This window comes from Kitasatospora sp. NPDC004531 (assembly GCF_053602195.1).
Genome location: NZ_JBSGDD010000012.1, coordinates 59,537 through 76,126 on the forward strand (window position 1 = coordinate 59,537; position 16,590 = coordinate 76,126).

At 73.5% G+C, this 16,590-nt stretch carries 15 protein-coding genes; 4 read left to right on the plus strand and 11 right to left on the minus strand.

Translation table 11 applies throughout. The features are described from left to right. Positions 1-46: 46 nt before the first annotated feature. Genes ACWEMJ_RS08245 through ACWEMJ_RS08265 form a run of 5 tightly spaced genes read right to left on the minus strand, consistent with a single transcriptional unit; the run spans position 47 to position 5,724 of the window. Positions 47-1,063 (minus strand): ABC transporter ATP-binding protein, encoded by a 1,017-nt coding sequence (locus ACWEMJ_RS08245; protein ID WP_452136158.1) that lies wholly within the window; start codon positions 1,061-1,063, stop codon positions 47-49. Then, positions 1,060-2,043 carry an ABC transporter ATP-binding protein gene (locus tag ACWEMJ_RS08250; RefSeq protein WP_452136159.1) on the minus strand — a complete coding sequence of 328 codons (984 nt, stop codon included), beginning with the start codon at positions 2,041-2,043 and terminating at the stop codon, positions 1,060-1,062. Before ACWEMJ_RS08250 ends, ACWEMJ_RS08245 begins: the two co-directional genes overlap by 4 nt. Continuing rightward, positions 2,040-3,029: an ABC transporter permease gene (locus ACWEMJ_RS08255; RefSeq protein ID WP_452136160.1), complete on the minus strand. Its 990-nt coding sequence runs from the start codon at positions 3,027-3,029 to the stop codon at positions 2,040-2,042. The genes ACWEMJ_RS08250 and ACWEMJ_RS08255 overlap by 4 nt, the downstream gene beginning before the upstream one ends. Then, positions 3,026-3,967, minus strand: coding sequence for an ABC transporter permease (locus ACWEMJ_RS08260; RefSeq protein WP_452136161.1), 942 nt, complete (start codon positions 3,965-3,967; stop codon positions 3,026-3,028). Before ACWEMJ_RS08260 ends, ACWEMJ_RS08255 begins: the two co-directional genes overlap by 4 nt. Positions 3,968-3,984: 17 nt before the next feature. Continuing rightward, positions 3,985-5,724, minus strand: a complete 1,740-nt coding sequence (locus tag ACWEMJ_RS08265; RefSeq protein ID WP_452136162.1) for an ABC transporter substrate-binding protein — start codon at positions 5,722-5,724, stop codon at positions 3,985-3,987. 206 nt (positions 5,725-5,930) lie between these two features. On the opposite strand from ACWEMJ_RS08265, the gene ACWEMJ_RS08270 reads away from it, so the two are divergent. Together ACWEMJ_RS08270 and ACWEMJ_RS08275 are read left to right on the plus strand one after the other, a co-directional pair. Further along, positions 5,931-7,382, plus strand: coding sequence for an aminopeptidase P family protein (locus tag ACWEMJ_RS08270; protein ID WP_452136163.1), 1,452 nt, complete (start codon positions 5,931-5,933; stop codon positions 7,380-7,382). 42 nt (positions 7,383-7,424) lie between these two features. After that, on the plus strand, positions 7,425-8,546 hold the full coding sequence (locus ACWEMJ_RS08275) for a DUF6183 family protein (RefSeq protein ID WP_452136164.1): 1,122 nt from the start codon (positions 7,425-7,427) through the stop codon (positions 8,544-8,546). Positions 8,547-8,749: 203 nt separating this feature from the next. Here ACWEMJ_RS08275 and ACWEMJ_RS08280 read toward each other — a convergent pair whose 3' ends face one another. After that, positions 8,750-9,322 (minus strand): RICIN domain-containing protein, encoded by a 573-nt coding sequence (locus tag ACWEMJ_RS08280; RefSeq protein ID WP_452136165.1) that lies wholly within the window; start codon positions 9,320-9,322, stop codon positions 8,750-8,752. Between the two features lie 258 nt (positions 9,323-9,580). Between ACWEMJ_RS08280 and ACWEMJ_RS08285 the strand changes: the two genes are divergently transcribed. Next, positions 9,581-10,888, plus strand: a complete 1,308-nt coding sequence (locus ACWEMJ_RS08285) for a hypothetical protein (protein ID WP_452136166.1) — start codon at positions 9,581-9,583, stop codon at positions 10,886-10,888. A gap of 159 nt (positions 10,889-11,047) precedes the next feature. Here ACWEMJ_RS08285 and ACWEMJ_RS08290 read toward each other — a convergent pair whose 3' ends face one another. The 3 genes from ACWEMJ_RS08290 to ACWEMJ_RS08300 form a co-directional block, all read right to left on the minus strand. Next, positions 11,048-11,710 carry a hypothetical protein gene (locus ACWEMJ_RS08290; RefSeq protein ID WP_452136167.1) on the minus strand — a complete coding sequence of 221 codons (663 nt, stop codon included), beginning with the start codon at positions 11,708-11,710 and terminating at the stop codon, positions 11,048-11,050. Positions 11,711-12,111: 401 nt separating this feature from the next. Beyond that, entirely contained in the window at positions 12,112-12,786 is a 675-nt protein-coding gene (locus ACWEMJ_RS08295) for a RibD family protein (protein WP_452136168.1), read from the minus strand. Between the two features lie 47 nt (positions 12,787-12,833). Then, the gene (locus ACWEMJ_RS08300; RefSeq protein ID WP_452136169.1) at positions 12,834-13,850 is read right to left on the minus strand and encodes a nitronate monooxygenase; all 1,017 of its coding nucleotides are present in this window, start codon (positions 13,848-13,850) and stop codon (positions 12,834-12,836) included. A gap of 211 nt (positions 13,851-14,061) precedes the next feature. On the opposite strand from ACWEMJ_RS08300, the gene ACWEMJ_RS08305 reads away from it, so the two are divergent. Then, positions 14,062-14,535, plus strand: a complete 474-nt coding sequence (locus tag ACWEMJ_RS08305) for a carboxymuconolactone decarboxylase family protein (RefSeq protein ID WP_452136170.1) — start codon at positions 14,062-14,064, stop codon at positions 14,533-14,535. 67 nt (positions 14,536-14,602) lie between these two features. On the opposite strand, the gene ACWEMJ_RS08310 is transcribed toward ACWEMJ_RS08305, so the two are convergent. Together ACWEMJ_RS08310 and ACWEMJ_RS08315 are read right to left on the minus strand one after the other, a co-directional pair. Beyond that, positions 14,603-15,208 (minus strand): TetR/AcrR family transcriptional regulator, encoded by a 606-nt coding sequence (locus ACWEMJ_RS08310; protein ID WP_452136171.1) that lies wholly within the window; start codon positions 15,206-15,208, stop codon positions 14,603-14,605. 68 nt (positions 15,209-15,276) lie between these two features. Next, complete coding sequence (locus ACWEMJ_RS08315) at positions 15,277-16,470, minus strand: alanine racemase (RefSeq protein ID WP_452136172.1); 1,194 nt, start codon at positions 16,468-16,470, stop codon at positions 15,277-15,279. Positions 16,471-16,590 lie beyond the last annotated feature (120 nt).

Sequence of the window (16,590 nt, forward strand, 5' to 3'; positions counted from 1 at the left end):
AAGCGGGAGGACGGCCGGCCGGGGCGGAGCTTCGGGGACGGGACGGTCAGGTCTCGGGGTAGTGGCAGGCGACCTGCCGGGTGGGGCTGTCGGGGGTGAGCGCGGGCGCCTCGGTGCGGCAGCGGTCGCGGGCCTTGGGGCAGCGGGGGTGGAAGGTGCAGCCGGGGGGCGGGGCGGCGGGGCTGGGCGGGTCGCCGAGCAGCACGATGCGTTCGCGGGCGCGTTCGGCGGCGGGGTCGGGCAGCGGGACGGCGGACAGCAGCGCCCTGGTGTAGGGGTGGGCGGGGCGCCGGTAGACGTCGTCCTTGTCGCCGAGTTCGACGATCCGGCCGAGGTACATCACGGCGACCCGGTGGCTGATGTGCTTGACCACGGCGAGGTCGTGGGCGATGAACACGTAGGCGACGCCGAGTTCGGCCTGCAGGCGTTCCATCAGGCCGACGATCTGCGCCTGGATGGAGACGTCGAGCGCGGAGACGGGTTCGTCGGCGACGACGAGTTCGGGGCGGGTGGCGAGCGCGCGGGCGATGCCGATGCGTTGGGCCTGGCCGCCGGAGAACTGGTGCGGGTAGCGCTCCAGGTGTTCGGGGGCGAGCCCGACCAGCCGGATCAGGTCGCGGGTCTCGCGGGCGGTCACGGCGGCGGAGGCCCCCTGGGCGCGCAGCGGGGCCGCGATGATCTGCTGGACGCTGTGCCGCGGGTTCAGCGAGGCGAACGGGTCCTGGAAGATCATCTGGAACTTGCTGCGCAGCGGCCGCAGCCGGCTCTGCGGGGTGCGGGTGATGTCCTGGCCGCGGAAGGCGACCGTGCCGTCCGTCGGGTCGAGCAGCCGCACCAGCATGCGGCCGGTGGTGGACTTCCCGCAGCCGGATTCGCCGACCAGTCCGAGCGTCTCGCCGGGGCGGACGTCGAAGCTGACGCCGTCGACGGCCCGCACGCCGGGGAGGCGGCGCAGGGCGCCGCGGGCGCCGGGGAAGGTCATGCCGAGGTCGCGGACGCTCAGCAGGGCGTCGGTGGCGGCGGGTTGGGCGCGGTCGGCCGGGTGGGCGGTCTCGGTGGTCATGCGGTCACCTCGTCGAGGACGCAGGCGCTGCGGTGGCCGTCGGCGACGGTGCGCGGCAGCGGCCGGTCGCCGGTGCAGCGGGGGTCGGCGGTGGCCGCCCAGCGGGGGCAGCGCGGGTGGAAGGCGCAGCCGGCGGGCGGGGCGAGCAGCGAGGGCGGGGCGCCGGGGATGGCGCGCAGGGCGGTGCCGTCGTCGGCGTCGAGGCGGGGCAGGGAGTCGAGCAGGCCGCGGGTGTAGGGGTGGCGCGGGGCGCTGAACAGGGTGTCGGCGGGGGCCTGTTCGACGGCGGCGCCGCCGTACATGACGAGGACGTCGTCGGCGGCGCGGGCGATCACGCCGAGGTCGTGGGTGATCAGGACGATGCCGAGTCCGTGTTGCTGCTGGAGGCGCGCCAGCAGGTCGAGCACCTGGGCCTGGACGGTGACGTCCAGGGCGGTGGTGGGTTCGTCCGCGATGATCAGGTCGGGTTCGCAGGACAGCGCGAGGGCGATCATGGCGCGTTGGCGCATGCCGCCGGAGAACTGGTGCGGGTGTTCGCGGGCGCGGCGGGCGGGTTCGGGGATGCCGACGTCGCCGAGCACCTCGACGGCGCGGGCGTGGGCGGCGCGGCGGGTGCCACCGAAGTGGTGGCGGTAGGCCTCGGCGATCTGGTCGCCGACGGTGAAGTAGGGGTGCAGGGCGGTGAGGGCGTCCTGGAAGACCATGGCGATCCGGCGGCCGCGCAGGGCGCGCAGCCGTGCCTCGGGGGCGCCGATGAGTTCGGCGCCGTCGAGTGCGGCGGAGCCGGTGACGGTGGCGCCGCGGTGCAGGCCCATGACGGCGAGGGAGGTGACGGACTTTCCGGAGCCGGATTCGCCGACGATGCCGAGGGTGCGTCCGCGTTCGACGGTGAAGTCGATGCCGTGGACGGCGCGGACGGTGCCTTCGGGGGTGGCGAAGTCGACGGTCAGGTCGCGTACAGCGAGCAGCGGGTGGGTCATGACAGCCTCGCCCTCGGGTCGATCCAGGCGTAGACGAGGTCCACGACCAGGTTGGAGGTGACGATGAAGAAGGAGGCGAGCAGCGTCACGCCCATGATCACCGGTTGGTCGGACTTGTTGAGGGAGTCGGCGAAGAGTTTGCCGACGCCGGGGAGGCCGAACAGCGATTCGGTGATCAGGGCACCGGCCAGCAGTCCGCCGAGGTCCATGCCGAGCATGGTGGCGACGGGGGTGAGGGCGGGGCGCAGGCCGTGCCGGCCGACCACCCGGCGTTCGGGGAGGCCTTTGGCGCGGGCGGTGCGGACGTACGGTTCGGCGAGCGTCTCGATGACGGAGTTGCGGGTCATCCGGGCGTAGATGGCGGCGTTCAGCAGGGCGAGGGTGATCCACGGGAGGATCAGGTTGGCGACCCAGCCGCCGGGGTTCTCGCCGAAGGCGATGTAGCGGGGGTAGGGGAGGAGGCCGGCGACGGTGACGACCGCGTAGAGCAGGATCATCGCGGTGAAGTAGACCGGCAGGGCGGCGATGCCGATGGTGCCGACCATCAGGGTGCGGTCGAGCCAGGTGTCGCGGCGCAGGGCGGAGACGACGCCGGCGCCGAGGCCGAGGATCAGCCACAGGACGGCCGCGCCGATGGCGAGCGAGGCGCTGGTGGGCAGCCGGTCGGTCATCAACTCCCAGACGGGCTGGGCGGATTGGAAGGAGTAGCCGAAGCAGGGGAAGTCGCACCGGACGGCGTAGGAGCCGGTGCCGAGGGTCTGCCCGGCGAAGACGCCGGTGACGTAGTGCCAGAACTGGACGATCAGCGGGTCGGCGAGGCCGAGTTGCTGCCGGACGAGTTCGACGCGTTCGGTGGAGCAGTCCTTGCCGCAGAACTGGGCGGCGGGGTCGCTGGGGAGCAGGTAGAAGACGGCGAAGGTGAGCGCGCAGACGATCAGCAGGGTGGCGGCCATCGCGGCGAGCCGGCGCAGCAGGTATCCGATCATGCCCGGCTGCCCTTCGGGTCGAGCGCGTCGCGCAGGGCGTCGCCGAGCAGGGTGAAGGCCAGGACCACCAGGAACAGGCAGGCGCTGGGCAGCACGAAGAACATCGGGTCGACCTTGTAGTAGAGCACCGCGTCGGAGATCATCTGGCCCCACGAGGGCGTGGGCGGGCGGATGCCGACGCCGAGGAAGCTGAGCGCGGCCTCGGTGCCGATCAGTCCGGGGACGGCGAGGGTGACGTAGACGACGATCGTGCCGGTGAGGTTGGGCAGGATCTCGCCGAACAGGATGCGGGCGTCGCGGGTGCCGCCGGCCCGGGCGGCCTCGACGTATTCGCGGTGTTTGAGCGAGAGGGTCTGGCCGCGGACCACGCGGGCGATGTAGGGCCAGGAGAACAGCGACATGACGCCGATGAGCAGCACGACGCGGTTGACGTCCCGGGCGACGGAGAGCAGCGCGATCATGAAGATCAGGCTGGGGAAGGACATCATGACGTCCATGAACCGGCTGATCAGGGCGTCGACGCGGCCGCCGAAGTAGCCGGCGGTGATGCCGAGGGCGGTGCCGATGAGGGTGATCAGCAGGGCGGCGGCGAAGGCGACCAGCAGGCTGATCCGGGCGCCGTGGAGGAGGCGGGCGAAGATGTCGCGGCCGAGCAGGGGTTCGACGCCGAGCCAGTGGTCGGCGCTGATGCCGCCGAGGGCGCCGCGGGGCAGGCCGCCGAGGTAGGGGTCGACGGCTTTCTTGTCGACGGTGTCGGGGCGGGTGCCGCTGATCGCGGTGAGCAGCGGGGCGAGCGCGGCGGCGAGCACGAAGAAGGCGATGATGCCGGCTCCGACGAGGGCGGACTTGCGGCGGCGCAGGCGGTGCAGGGCGAGTTTCCAGGGGGAGGCGGGGGCCTCGGCGATCTCCTCCGCCGGCTGGGTGGGGGGTGCGGTCATGGTGGTCGACTCCCGCTCTAGTTCACGGACTTGAGGCCGATGGCCGCGTAGTCGAGCTGGCCGGCCCAGACCGGGTGGGCGTAGGCGCCGGCGATGTTGGAGCCGACCAGGACGGGCTTGCGCGCCCAGACCAGCGGGACGGCGGGCGAGGCGTCCATGATCCTGGCGTCCAGGGCGAGCCAGGCGGCGTTGGCCTTCTGCAGGTCCTCCAGGCCGGCGATCCGGTCGAGTTCGGCGTTGACGGCGGGGTCGTCGAAGCGGGTCATGTTGCCCTGGTTGCCCTTGTCCTTGATCGCCCGGCCGTCGAAGATCATCGGCAGGAAGGTCGCGGCGGAGGGGTAGTCGGGGCACCAGCCGAGGCTGGCGAGTCCGGGCTGCTTGGCCTTGTCGCCGACGATGGAGTTGACGGCGGTGGGGTCGACGGTGGTGATGGTGGCGTCCACCCCGGCCCGCTTCAGGGCGGCCTGGATGGCCTCGGCCTGCGGCTTGCCGCCGGTGGAAGTGACCATTTCGGTGGCGAAGCCGTTCGGGAAGCCCGCTTCGGCGAGCAGCTGCTTGGCCTTCTCGGGGTCGCCGCCCGGCTTGATCATGAAGTGGTCGACGGGGGCGCCGGCGGTGAGCACCGGCGGCAGGTAGCTGGTGGCGATGTCGTTGAAGGCGGGGCCGCCCATGGCGGCGGCGAAGGACTCCTTGTCCACCGCGTACTGCATGGCCAGGCGGACCTTGGCGTTGTCGAACGGCGCCTTGGTGGTGTTCATGTCCAGCTTGGTGGTGCAGCCGGCGTTCTCGCTGACCAGCCGCTTCTTGACGTCGGGGTTGGTGAGCACCTCGGAGATCTTCGAGGGCAGCAGGTCGACGTAGGAGACGGCGTTCCGGTCGTCGCCCTGGTCGGCGATCAGCCGGTCGGCGATGCCGGAGCCCTTGAGGGTCTGCTCGACCACGATCTTGTCGGGGTAGGCCTTGCGGACCGGGTCGGTGGCCTGGTCCCAGTGGGTGTTGCGGACCAGCACCATGCGCTTGCCGCGGTCGTAGCTCTCGATCCGGTAGGGGCCGGAGGAGACCGGGTGGTTGGAGTAGTTGGCGCCGGCCTCCTTGGCCTTGGGGACGGGCGAGAAGGTGGACAGGGTGGCGGTGTAGGCGAACTCGGCGACCGGGCGCTTGAGGTGGAAGACGATGGTCTTGGCGTCGGGGACCTCGATGGCCTCCTTGCCGAGGCGTTCGCCGCCCAGCGGGCCGCGGTAGCCGGCCGGGGCGTTCAGGTAGCGCACCGCGTAGTCGGGGCCGCCGGGCAGCTCCGGCGAGTACGAGCGTTCGACGCCGTACTTGATGTCGTCCGCGGTGATCGGGGTGCCGTCCTCGTAGGCGAGGTTGTCCTTCAGGTGGAAGGTCCACGTTCTGGCGCCGTCGCTGGGGGTGCCGGTGTCGGTGGCCAGGTCGGGTTCGAGCTTGAGTCCTTCGGCGCCGGGGGCGGCCTTGAAGGTGGTCAGGGTGCGGTAGAGCATGCGCACGCCGACGTCCATCACGGGCATGGTCCAGTTGCGGGCGGGGTCGAGCTGCTCGAAGTCCTGGTTCGACAGGATGGTCAGGGTGCCGCCCCTGACCGGGGTTCCGCCGATGATGCCGTCGCCCGCGGTGGTCACTCCCTGCCCGCCGCCGGTGTCGCCGTCGTCGTTTCCGCCGCCGCTGCACGCGCCGAGGGCGAGGGTGAGCGAGGTCGCGAGGGCCGCCGCGAGGGCGGCGTGGGTACGCCTGTTCATGGGTGCACTCCGAGACTGGGGGCCGCTCTACCGGGGATCCGTGCCGCCGGGGGCTGGCCCACCCTGAGGTGTGACCCGTAACATAGTAATGTGAAATTGCACTGCGCAACGAGACGGCCGGACCGTTACCGAGCCGTGTCCTTGCCCGCCGCTCAGCAGTGCAATTTCCTTACCCACCAAGTCAGTTGACGGAGGAACTCCCCGCGATGACCGACCCGAACGCCCTGCACACCGGCAGCCACGACCTGCCCGTCTCCCCCGCCCTGGCCGCCTTCATGTCCGACCGCTGGGACGCCACCCCGCTGCCCGCCGACGCCCGCGTCCCCGGGCACGCGTACTTCCCGGACCGCCGGGCGCGGATCGCCGCCGCCTTCCCGGGCGAGCGACTGCTCGTCCCCGCCGGGCAGTTGAAGGTCCGCAGCAACGACTGCGACTACCGCTTCCGCCCGCACAGCGCCTACGCGCACCTGACCGGGCTGACCGGCGAGGAGCAGGTCGGCCACGTCCTGGTGGTCGAGCCCGACGGCGAGAGCGTGCTGTACCTGCGCCCGCGCTCGGACCGGGGCGACGGCTCCGGCGAGTTCTTCCGCGACCGCCGCTACGGCGAGTTCTGGGTCGGCCGCCGCCCCGACCTGGCCGAGGCCGCGAACCTCACCGGCCTGCGCACCGCGCACCTCGACGAGCTGCCGAAGCTGTTCACCGGCTCCGTCCCCACCCGCGTGCTGTCCGGCGTCGACCCCGCGCTGGACGCCCTGGCCGGCCGCCCATCCGCCGAGGAGGCCGTCCGCGACGGCCAACTCGCCGCCGCGCTCTCCGAGTTGCGCCTGATCAAGGACGAGTGGGAGGTCGCCCAGCTCCAGCTGTCGGTCGACCACACCGCCGCCGGCTTCGCCGACGTGGTCCGCGCCCTGCCCGCCGCCCTGCGCCACCACCGCGGCGAGCGCGTGCTGGAGGGCGCGTTCAACGCCCGGGCCCGCGCGGAGGGCAACGGCACCGGCTACGAGACCATCGTCGCCTCCGGCGCGCACGCCTGCATGCTGCACTGGATCCGCAACGACGGCCCGCTCGACCCCTCCCAACTCCTGCTGCTGGACGCGGGCGTGGAGACCGACACCCTCTACACCGCCGACATCACCCGCACCCTGCCGCTGTCCGGCACCTTCTCCCCCGCCCAGCGCGACGCCTACGAACTCGTGCTGGCCGCGCAGAACGCCGGCATCGCCGCGCTGCGCCCCGGCGCGTCCTTCCGCGACTTCCACCGCGCCGCGATGCGGGTGATCGCCGAGGGCCTGGCCGAGTGGGGCGTGCTGCCCGTCCCCGCCGAGCAGGCGCTGCGCGAGGACTCCGGCCTGTACCGCCGCTGGACGCTGTGCGCCAGCGGCCACATGCTCGGCCTGGACGTCCACGACTGCGCGAAGGCCCGCGCCGAGACGTACCTGGACGGCGTCCTGCGGGAGGGCATGGTGCTCACCGTCGAGCCCGGCCTGTACCTCCAGCCCGACGACCTCGCGCTGCCGCCCGCGCTGCGCGGCATCGGCATCCGCATCGAGGACGACCTGGTCATCACCGCCGACGGCGCCCGGCTGATGTCCGGCGCGCTGCCCCGCACGGTGGACGGCATCGAGTCCTGGATGGGCGACCTGCTGGCATCCCGATAATCGGATGAACGGGCGGGCGGTGGGTGCGTAGGCTCGGCCCTCGTGACCGACCGCACCGCCCGCATCGCCGGCCTGGTGGCCGCGCTCCCGAAGTCGAACAGCGTCAGCAAGGTCTGCGCGCTGGCCGAGAAACGACTCGGGAAGGGCGACGCCGCCTTCCTCGCCGACCTCGGCCTCGCCGTGTCCGAGCACCTCGACGAGGCCGACCGGGTGTGGCAGTACCGCAGCGTCTTCGACCACTCGCTGCGGCTGCTGGCCATCACGCCCGCCGCCGAGAACGTCCGCCAGGCGCTGCGCCTGCTGGCCGCCGACCGACCCACCGTCCACGCCCGCGTGCGGCTCGCGGCCTCGCTGCTGGCGTCCGGGCAGCACCCCGAGGACCTCGCGCAGGCGTTCACCGGCCCCGCCTCGGACGAGCTGCGGGCCTGCCTGGTCCACGAGTTGGTGCTGCGCGGCGCGGACCTCGCCGCCCTCCCCGGCATCCTCGCCGGGGCGAGCGCCCCGCACCTCGCCCACCACCCGCTGGGCGCCCTGCCGCTGACCCGCTCGCCGCTGGAGATCCTCGCCGACCTGCCGAGCTACTCCGCGTCCGGCACCGTCCACACGCTGCCGGACGCCTCGTCGGCGGGCGAGCCGTTGACGGTCCGCCGGGCGGGGGCGCTGCCGCCCGCCGTCGAGACCACCACGCCGGAGGCCGCCGCCGAGCTGGGCCGGGCCTTCGCCGACTGGACGGAGGAGTCGAACGGCGAGATCGAGGCCCGGGTGTTCGAGTTCGCCGAGCCGCTGCCCGCCGACGCCGTCGGCGCCGCGCTGCTCGCCCTCGGCCTGGACTGCCTGGCCGGCACGACGGCCGGCACCCTCGCCGTCTCCACCTGCCCGCCCGCCGAGGCCTGGCGGGTGCTGTTCGGCGCGGCCTCCTGCGGCGGCGCCTACGACGAGGGGGTGCGCGGCGCCTACGGCCGGCTCGCCGCCTGGCAGTCCCTCACCGCCCTCGCCGACGCCACCCCCGCCACCGCCGAGTCCCGCGCCACCGCCTGCCGCTGGTTCACCTTCGCCGCCCCCACCTCCACCTGGTTCGCCCACATCGCCTGGGACCGCGCCCTCGCCGCCCTCACCCCGGACGGCCGCCGCCTCGCGGTCCTCGCGGCCACCGACACCGATTAGTGCGGGGTGCCTTCGCATCGGAGGAGAACCGCGAGGCGGAGGTGCGGGCCTTCGACGTCCTGCCGCCCAGGGGCCGCGCCGGACGAGGTGAGCGCCCTGGCCGCCGAGCGCCGCGCCGATGCACCGGCCGCGCCTGGCCGCCCGGCACTGCGCCGCCCGGCTCGGCTTCGGCATCCTCGCGTCGCAGGACGCCGAAGAACGGCCTAACGCCAGCGGGCGTTCCAGTTCTGGTGCTTCCAGAGGGAGACCTGACTGCCCTCGGCGTTCGCGCCCCGATGCACGAACAGGCCCCCGTTCTCCCACGGGCTGATGAGGTAGAAGCCCTGGCTCTGGCGGATGCTGAAGGCCTGGTTCTTGCCGTTGTTGCAGTCCCAGACGATCAGGCCCTGCCCCTCCTTGTAGCGGCCGGCGGGAACGTCCAGGCACAGGTGGCGGGCGTCCCAGGGGCGCAGGTTGTAGCCGCCCTGGGGCGCGTCGGTCAGGCACCACTTCTCGTTGCCCTTGCCGCCCGACCACGGCCAGGTGATGACCTTCGCCCCCTTCCTGCTGCCACCGCCGACGTTCAGGTAGACCAGGCCCGATCCGGTGCTGCCGCCGGTGACCCAGTAGGTGACCGCGCGTCCGCCCTTGCAGTTCACCGCTGCCGTACCCACGGTCGCGGGGCTGTCGGCGGCCGCCGCTGCGGGCGCGGCCAGGGCGGCGCCGAGAAAGGCGGCGGCCGTGCCCAGGATCGAAACGATGCGCGAACCGGACGTGCTCGTCTTCTTCGATGTCATGGAAGCCACCGTAGGGAGGCGCTGTGCGCCGCGAATCCGCCGGCCGTTCGAGGAATCCTGTACAACCGGCGCGGTAGCCGGAGACCACCCCTACCTCCCCCGGTTGACCTCGGTGGGGCAGCAGGTGGACGAGCGGTCGACGGACACCGGCGGGCGCCCCGTACCGCGCGGGCGGCGCCCGGGGTGGGTTCGGCGAGCAGGGCGGCGTCGGCCACGGGGCGTCAGGCGCTGTCGGCGGCACCCGAAAGAATGTCCGGCATGACGCTGCTTCCCGTTACCGTGCCCGCCTCGCTGGTCCGACGCCACGGCCTCGATCCGGAGGCCCACGACTGGGGCATGAAGGCGGAGCACGCGGTGGCGACCCCGGCCGGGGACACCTACGTGCTGAGCATCCTGTGGCGGCACGACCGGTACCCCCGCGACCCGGCGCTGCCCGGCTTCAGCGAGCGGATGATCACCCGCTACGACGCCGACGGGACGCCCGTCGCCACCGCCGTGCTGGAGCAGCACTCGGACGGCCGGGTGGCGACCGTCGGCTGGGGCAGCGACGCGAACCTGGCGGTGCTCCCGGACGGCTCGCTGGCGGTCAGCACCAGGCCCGGCAGCACCCACCTGGTCTCCCCCGGGCTGGACGAGGTGCGGGCCGGCTGGCCGATGCCCACGGCGGGCATGCTCGTGGACGGCCCGGCGGGCGACCCGTTCGCCGCGTCGGTCGCGGTCACGCCGAACGGGCGGCTGCTGTGCACGACCTCCGAGTACAAGGTCGACAACTGGGCCGGCGCGATCCTCAACCTGGTCGCCGTCACCGAGCCCGGCGACGTGCTCGCCCCCGGCCACAAGCCGCGGCTGCGCGCGATCGCCACCCTGACCTCCCGGACGCCCCGTCAGACCGGCGCCGACGCCCAGCCGCACGTCGTGTTCGGCGACGCGCCGGTGCTGGGGGCCAACCGCCCCTCGCCGTCGTTGGCCGAGGCCCTCACCGAGCTCACCGGCACGCACCGCACCCTGTACGGCTACGACCGGTCGTTCATGACCCGGCCGTCCGCCCTCGGCGACGACCTGTTCGTCGTCCCCGTCTACGGCCACACCTTCCGCTCCGGCAGCCGCGGCCAGGAGTTCAGCTTCACCCTGCTCGACAGCGACGGCGCCGTCCGCGGCCGCCTCGGCGGCCTGCACCTCCACAACGACAGCCCGTTCACCGGCTTCGACTTCACCGTCGCCGCCGACCCGCACCGCGCCCGCGCCTTCCACCTCAACCGCTACGGCCTGTACGCCTGGACCGCCGACGGAGCGCTGCGGGCCCGGGTGTCCACCGCCGACAAGCCGTTCAAACCGCTGGTCCACTTCACCCTGCTCGACTGCACCCCCGCCGGCGAGCTCCTCCTCACCCACCGCAAGCAGCACTTCGTGCTGCGCATCCCCGTCCCCGCCGACCTCGCCGACCTCCCCGCCGCCGTCGAGGCCGCGCTGTCCGGCATCGCCAAGGCCCGCAACGCCGCCAAGAAGCGCCACCAGCCGGTGAACTGGCTCTGGGCGGAGGAGACCTCCACCGTCCACCACCTGTGACGGCTCCCCGGCCATGACCCCGACCCGGTTCATCGTCCGGGCCGCCCCGCGGCCGAGCGCGTGACCGCCCGGTCCCGAAGCCACGCCTCGCGCGCGGCCCAGTGGCGCGCAGGAACCCCGGGTCGGTGCACCGGCCCGGGGTTCCTGCGTGTCCAGGAGCTACACGGTGCCGCAGTCTGGCAGGGAATTGGTGTTCTCGGCGATGTCGAGGTCCCACACGTACCCGGCGCTGTTGGCCCACTGGATGCCGTTGCGGCCCGGACGTTCGATGACCAGGTCCATCCGCTTGCCGTTGTTGTCGTTGACCTTGCAGATGCCCTCCACGTCGTCGCCGGCCCAGGCGACCCCGACGGCCGGGGTGCTCAGACCCTGGCCCGAATAGATCGTGGTGTTGCGGATCGGGGTGACCCTCGGGCCGTAGCTCAGGCAGGAGGGGAAGCCGGCGGTGTTCTGGAAGATGAAGTCGTCCCAGATGTAGCCGGCCGTGTTGGCCCACTGGACACCGTTGCGGCCGGGGCGCTCGATGCCCAGGACCAGGCGCTTGTTGTTGTTGTCGTAGATCTGGCAGATGCCGGCCACGTTGTCGCCGGCCCAGGCCACGCCGACCTGCGGGGTGCTCAGCCCCGGGCCGAAGTACAGCGGGGTGTCGACCAGCGTGTTGATCCGGGTGCCGATGCCCAGGAGGCCGGCCTGGCCCTGCTGCCCCGCCGAGACGGACGACGCCGCGACGGACGTGGCCGAGACGGGCGTCGCCGCGACGGAGACGCCGGCCGCAGCCAGGCAGAGCGCGCCGAGTGCTGTCGCGGTCTTCGTTCTGATCATGAACGTTCCCTCCACTCTCCGGAGTTCGTGACGGTTGACGAGTCGCCGTTCCGTGGTTGAGCGGGGTGCCACGTCGCCGTTCCTCGGCCGGACCGCGCCGGCACGGTGCAGGGGTTCACGCTCGTTCTGCTGACGGCGGCGTGCACGGGGTCGATGATTCTTGCCCGGTTCGCGCCGGAAGGCCCCCGCCGCGCGTGGTCTGCCGCCCGGAGATGCCGTGCCGTGTCGCCCGCCCTCGGCGTCCGGATCCGGTTCCTCGGACCTGCAGTGTGGCGGCGTCCGACCCGGCCGGCCCCGGGGCGACAGGACAGTTGGCGCGGACCCACCCAAAGATGACCTGAACGCGCCAACTACCCGGCCGCACCGACCGACCGGGGACGGCGCGCACACCGGGGGCCTCGCTACCCCTTCGGCGCGTACCGCACCAGCACCACGTCCCCCACCGTCTCCACCCCCAGCAGCCGCATCCGGTGCGTGCTCCCGCCGGGGAACGCCGCCGGGTGCACGAAGCGCGGCGCGGCGGCCTCGCCGACCAGCAGCGGCGCCAGCGCCAGCTGGATCTCGTCGGCGAGGCCCAGCGCCAGGAACTGGGTGTGGATGCGCCCGCCGCCCTCCACCATCAGCCGCTGCACCCCGCGCGCCGCCAGGTCGTCGAGCATGGCCCCGAAGTCGACGTCCGCGCCGAGGGCCACCACCTCCGCCAGGCCGTCCAGCGTCCGCCGCAGCTTCGCCGCCGCGGCGTCGGTGGTGTAGACGACCTTCTCGCCGCCGAAGTGCCAGAACCTCAGCTCCCGGTCGAGGCCGCCGCCCGCCGTGACCGTCACCTTCAACGGGTGCTCCGGCTTCCCGGCCGCCACCCGCCCGGCCCGCCGCTCCGCGCTGTTGACCAGCAGCCGCGGGTCGTCCGTCCGCAGCGTGTTCCCGCCGACCAGGATCGCGTCCGACTCCGCGCGCACCCGGTCGACCCGGTCGAAGTCCTCGGCGTTCGACAGCAGCAGCCGCTGCGGCGAGGTGTCGTCGATGTACCCGTCGACGGAGGTGGCGACGCTCAGCAGGACGTAGGGCCGCTCGGCCATGGTGGCTCCGTTTCTCGCGGACGGGGGCGTCGGGCGGTCTGCGGCGCTCACGCCCGCTGCGCCTGCGCCCACAGCGCGCGGGTCAGCTCCGCCGCGCCGCCCTCGCGGGCCAGCGCGTGGGCGGTGCCGGCCCACAGGTGCATGCCGGAGGTGTCGCCGTGGCGGGCGGCGGCGGCGCGCAGCGGCTGGGTGAGGTGGTGGACCTCGGGGTACGCGGCGGGGGCGTGGGCGTCGTGGCGGTCGGTGAAGGCGTTGCGCAGGGCGCGGGCGGGGCGGCCGGTGAAGGCGCGGGTGACGACGGTGTCGGGGATCTCGACCAGGGCGCGGCGGTGGGCGGGGTTGGCGCCGGATTCGTCGGTGCGCAGGTAGGCGGTGCCGAGTTGGACGGCCGCCGCTCCGGCGCGCAGCGCGGCGGCGATGGCCGGGCCGTCGCCGAGGCCGCCGGCGGCGATCAGCGGGAGCGGGGTCACTTCCCGTACGGCGGCGAGGAGTTGGAGCAGCGGGAGGGTGCCGGGGGTGTCCTCGGCGCGGTGGGTGCCGCGGTGGCCGCCGGCCTCCGGTCCTTGGACGACGAGGGCGTCCAGGCCGAGTGCGGTGGCGGCGCGGGCCTCGTCGGGGGTGGTGACGGTGCCGAGTTGGCGGATGCCGGCGGCGCGGAGTGCGGCGGCCTCGTCGCGGCCGGGCAGGCCGAAGGTGTAGGAGACGTGGGCGACGGGTTCGCGGAGCAGCGCGTCGAGTTTGGCGTCCCAGTCGTCGCGGTCGGCGCGGATCGCGGCGGGCAGTTCGACGCCCCGCTGCTCGGCTTCGGGCCGCAGGTGCTCGCGGTAGGCGGCCACCGCCTCGGGGTCGGAGGGCGGCGCGGGCACGAACAGGTTGACGCCGAAGGGGCGGTCGGTCAGTTCGCGGGTGCGGCGGATCTGTTCGAGCGTGGCGTCCACCGTGCGGTAGCCGGCGGCGAGGAAGCCGAGGCCACCCGCGCTGTTGACGGCGGCGACGAGTTCGGGGGTGGTGGGTCCGCCTGCCATCGGGGCCGCGATCAGCGGCACCTCCCGGTCGAGTGCCATGCCGCGTCCTCGCCTCCGTGTGTGCCGGTCTGCTTCGCCGCCCACCCTATGCGCAGCGGCCGCTGCGGTCGGCGAGGGCCCGGCCGGGGCCGGCGGTGCGGCCGAACGGGCGCAATCGGTCGGCGTGACGGGCGTCACATCCACAGGCGGTCACATCCGGGGGTGCGGCGGGGTCAGTCCTTGCAGAAGCCCACACGAGAAGGAGCCCACCGTGGACGCACGTCTGAACTACTTCGCCAGCCCGCTCGCCGGGAAGATCATCCGCCACCTCAACTCGGTCGGCGCCGCGGTGAGCGGATCCGGGGTGCCGATGGCGACCCAGGAGTTGATGAAGCTGCGGGCCAGCCAGATCAACGGCTGCGGTTTCTGCACCGACATGCACATCAAGGACGCCGTGCACGCGGGCGAGTCCCAGCAGCGGCTGAACCTGGTCGCGGTGTGGCGGGAGGCGACCTGTTTCACCGATGCCGAGCGCGCCGCGCTGGAGCTGACCGAGCAGGGCACCCGGATCGCCGACGCGGCGGGCGGGGTCAGCGACGAGGCCTGGGCGGAGGCCGCCAAGCACTACGACGAGGAGCAGCTGGTGGCGCTGATCGGGGTGATCGCGCTGATCAACACCTACAACCGGATCAATGTGATGGTCCGCCAGCCGGCGGGCGACTACGTGCCGGGGCAGTTCTCCTGACCCGTCGCCGCGCCGTGACGCTCCCCGGCGTCACGGCGCGGGTTCGCAGGGAGGGCGGACCGTCCGATCAGTGGTCGGCCGGCGGCCCGGCGATCGAGGCCAGGTAGGCAGCGTGCTCGTCCAGGGCGGCGACGGCGTGCTCGTCGTCGCGGTCGATCAGCCAGGTCAGGGTGAGGCCGTCCAGGACGCCCAGCCCGTAGCGGGCCAGCACCGCGATCGGCACGCTCCACTCGATCCGGGCCAGGCGCGCCATCGTCTCCAGCGACTCGCGGGTCACGTCGAGGTAGTGGGCGTACTGACGCCGCGCCAGGTCGGCCAGGCCGGGCTGGCGCAGCGCGTACTGGGTGAGTTCGTAGGTCAGCAGGTGCTCGTCGGGGCTCTGCCGGATCCGCTCCCAGTAGGTGTGCAGGCCGGCCCGGACGATCTCGGCGACCGGGGCGCCCTCGACGCCGGCCGCGGCGACGGGGGCGAGGGCGCGGACCATGATCCGCTCGATGACGCTCTGCAGCAGCTCCTCCTTGGAGCGGAAGCAGTAGTGGAACGCCCCGAGCGGCAGCCCGGCCTCCGCGACGACGGCGCGGGTGGTGGCCTTGGCGACGCCGTCGCGGATCATGACCCGGATCGCTGCCTCGATCAGTTGCTCGCGGCGCTCGTCGGCCGAACGGCGGGTCATGCGGACTCCAGGAGGATCGGGGGTGGCGGCTGGGCGGGCACCGGGCACGCTACCTCAGCGGGTCGCGGTCACAGGAAGGCCCGTCCTTCGCCCCGGTAGGTGGGGACTTCGTCGACGACGCGGTCGCCGTCCACCAGGTAGAGCCGGTCGACGCGCTCGCACAGTTCGCCGGCCTTGGCGTGCCGGAACCAGACCCGGTCGCCGAGGCGCAGCCGGTCGGCGGCCGGGCCGGCCAGCGGGGTCTGGACCTCGCCCGCGCCTTCCTGCGGGAGCAGTCGCAGCCCGCCGGGGTGGACGGGTGTCGGCAGCCGGTCCGGCCCGGCGGGGCCGGAGGCGGTCCAGCCGCCGCCGAGGACGGTGACCAGGCCGGGCGCGGGGCGGCGGGCCACGGTGAGCGCGAAGTACGCGGCCGGGGCGGGGTCGAAGGCGCGGTAGTGGTCGAACAGGGTGGGCGCGAACAGGCCGGATCCCGCGCCGAGTTCGGTGACGGCGGCCTCGGCGGCGGTGCTTTCCAGGCTGCCGGTGCCGCCGCCGTTGACGAAGGCGAGGGGCGCCACGTCGAGGACGGCGCGCACCGCCGCGGCCCGGCGTCGGGCCAGCTCGCGGGCGGAGGCGCGCTGCACCAGCCGGACCGCGCCGCGGTGCAGCGGTGTGCCCGGGCGGTCGTCGGCGACTCCGGCGATCTGGCCCTCGTAGGACATCACGCCGGCCAGCCGCAGCCGCGGCCGGGCGACGACCGCGCGGGCCAGTTCGGCGGCCGCGTCGGGCGCGTGCAGCGGGGAGCGGCGCATGCCGAGGTGGAGCCTGCCGCCGAGCAGCCGCAGTGAGGCGTCCAGGTCGAGGCAGATCCGCAGCGGCGGGCTGTGCGGGCCGGTGGCCGCGCAGGCCAGGTCGAGGTGCTCGACGGAGTCGGCCATCAGCACGATCCTGGCCGCCGCCCGTTCGTCGTCGGCGAGTTCGCGCAGTGCGTCGGGGTCGGCGCACGGGTAGCCGACGAGGATGTCGCCGAGCTCCTCGTCGAGGGTCCGGGCCAGCCAGAGCGCCTCGGGCAGGGTGAACGCCAGGACGCCGTGGAAGCCGGGGCGGCGCAGTGTCCGGTCGATCAGCGCCCGGCAGCGCAGGGACTTGCTGGCCAGCCGGATCGGCTTGCCGGCGGCCCGGCGGGTGAGCTGCGCGGCGTTGGCGTCCAGTGCTTCCAGGTCGACGGCGGCGAACGGCGGACGCAGTCCGGCGGTCGCCTGCCGCACTCGTTCGATGGTCATGGGCGGCCCTTCCTTCGGGCGTGCGGGCCTGCGGCGTGCCGAGCCTGCCGGGTGCCGGGAGACCGCCACCCTGACTTGTTCATCTGTCCAAGTCAAGCGTCCAGGTCTCTTGACTTGGAC

Coding starts and splice junctions, on each gene's coding strand:
- ACWEMJ_RS08245 (WP_452136158.1), bottom strand. CDS start 1,063: ATGACCACCGAGACCGCCCACCCGGCCGACCGCGCCCAACCCGCCGCC.
- ACWEMJ_RS08250 (WP_452136159.1), bottom strand. CDS start 2,043: ATGACCCACCCGCTGCTCGCTGTACGCGACCTGACCGTCGACTTCGCC.
- ACWEMJ_RS08255 (WP_452136160.1), bottom strand. CDS start 3,029: ATGATCGGATACCTGCTGCGCCGGCTCGCCGCGATGGCCGCCACCCTG.
- ACWEMJ_RS08260 (WP_452136161.1), bottom strand. CDS start 3,967: ATGACCGCACCCCCCACCCAGCCGGCGGAGGAGATCGCCGAGGCCCCC.
- ACWEMJ_RS08265 (WP_452136162.1), bottom strand. CDS start 5,724: ATGAACAGGCGTACCCACGCCGCCCTCGCGGCGGCCCTCGCGACCTCG.
- ACWEMJ_RS08270 (WP_452136163.1), top strand. CDS start 5,931: ATGACCGACCCGAACGCCCTGCACACCGGCAGCCACGACCTGCCCGTC.
- ACWEMJ_RS08280 (WP_452136165.1), bottom strand. CDS start 9,322: ATGACATCGAAGAAGACGAGCACGTCCGGTTCGCGCATCGTTTCGATC.
- ACWEMJ_RS08285 (WP_452136166.1), top strand. CDS start 9,581: ATGACGCTGCTTCCCGTTACCGTGCCCGCCTCGCTGGTCCGACGCCAC.
- ACWEMJ_RS08290 (WP_452136167.1), bottom strand. CDS start 11,710: ATGATCAGAACGAAGACCGCGACAGCACTCGGCGCGCTCTGCCTGGCT.
- ACWEMJ_RS08295 (WP_452136168.1), bottom strand. CDS start 12,786: ATGGCCGAGCGGCCCTACGTCCTGCTGAGCGTCGCCACCTCCGTCGAC.
- ACWEMJ_RS08300 (WP_452136169.1), bottom strand. CDS start 13,850: ATGGCACTCGACCGGGAGGTGCCGCTGATCGCGGCCCCGATGGCAGGC.
- ACWEMJ_RS08310 (WP_452136171.1), bottom strand. CDS start 15,208: ATGACCCGCCGTTCGGCCGACGAGCGCCGCGAGCAACTGATCGAGGCA.
- ACWEMJ_RS08315 (WP_452136172.1), bottom strand. CDS start 16,470: ATGACCATCGAACGAGTGCGGCAGGCGACCGCCGGACTGCGTCCGCCG.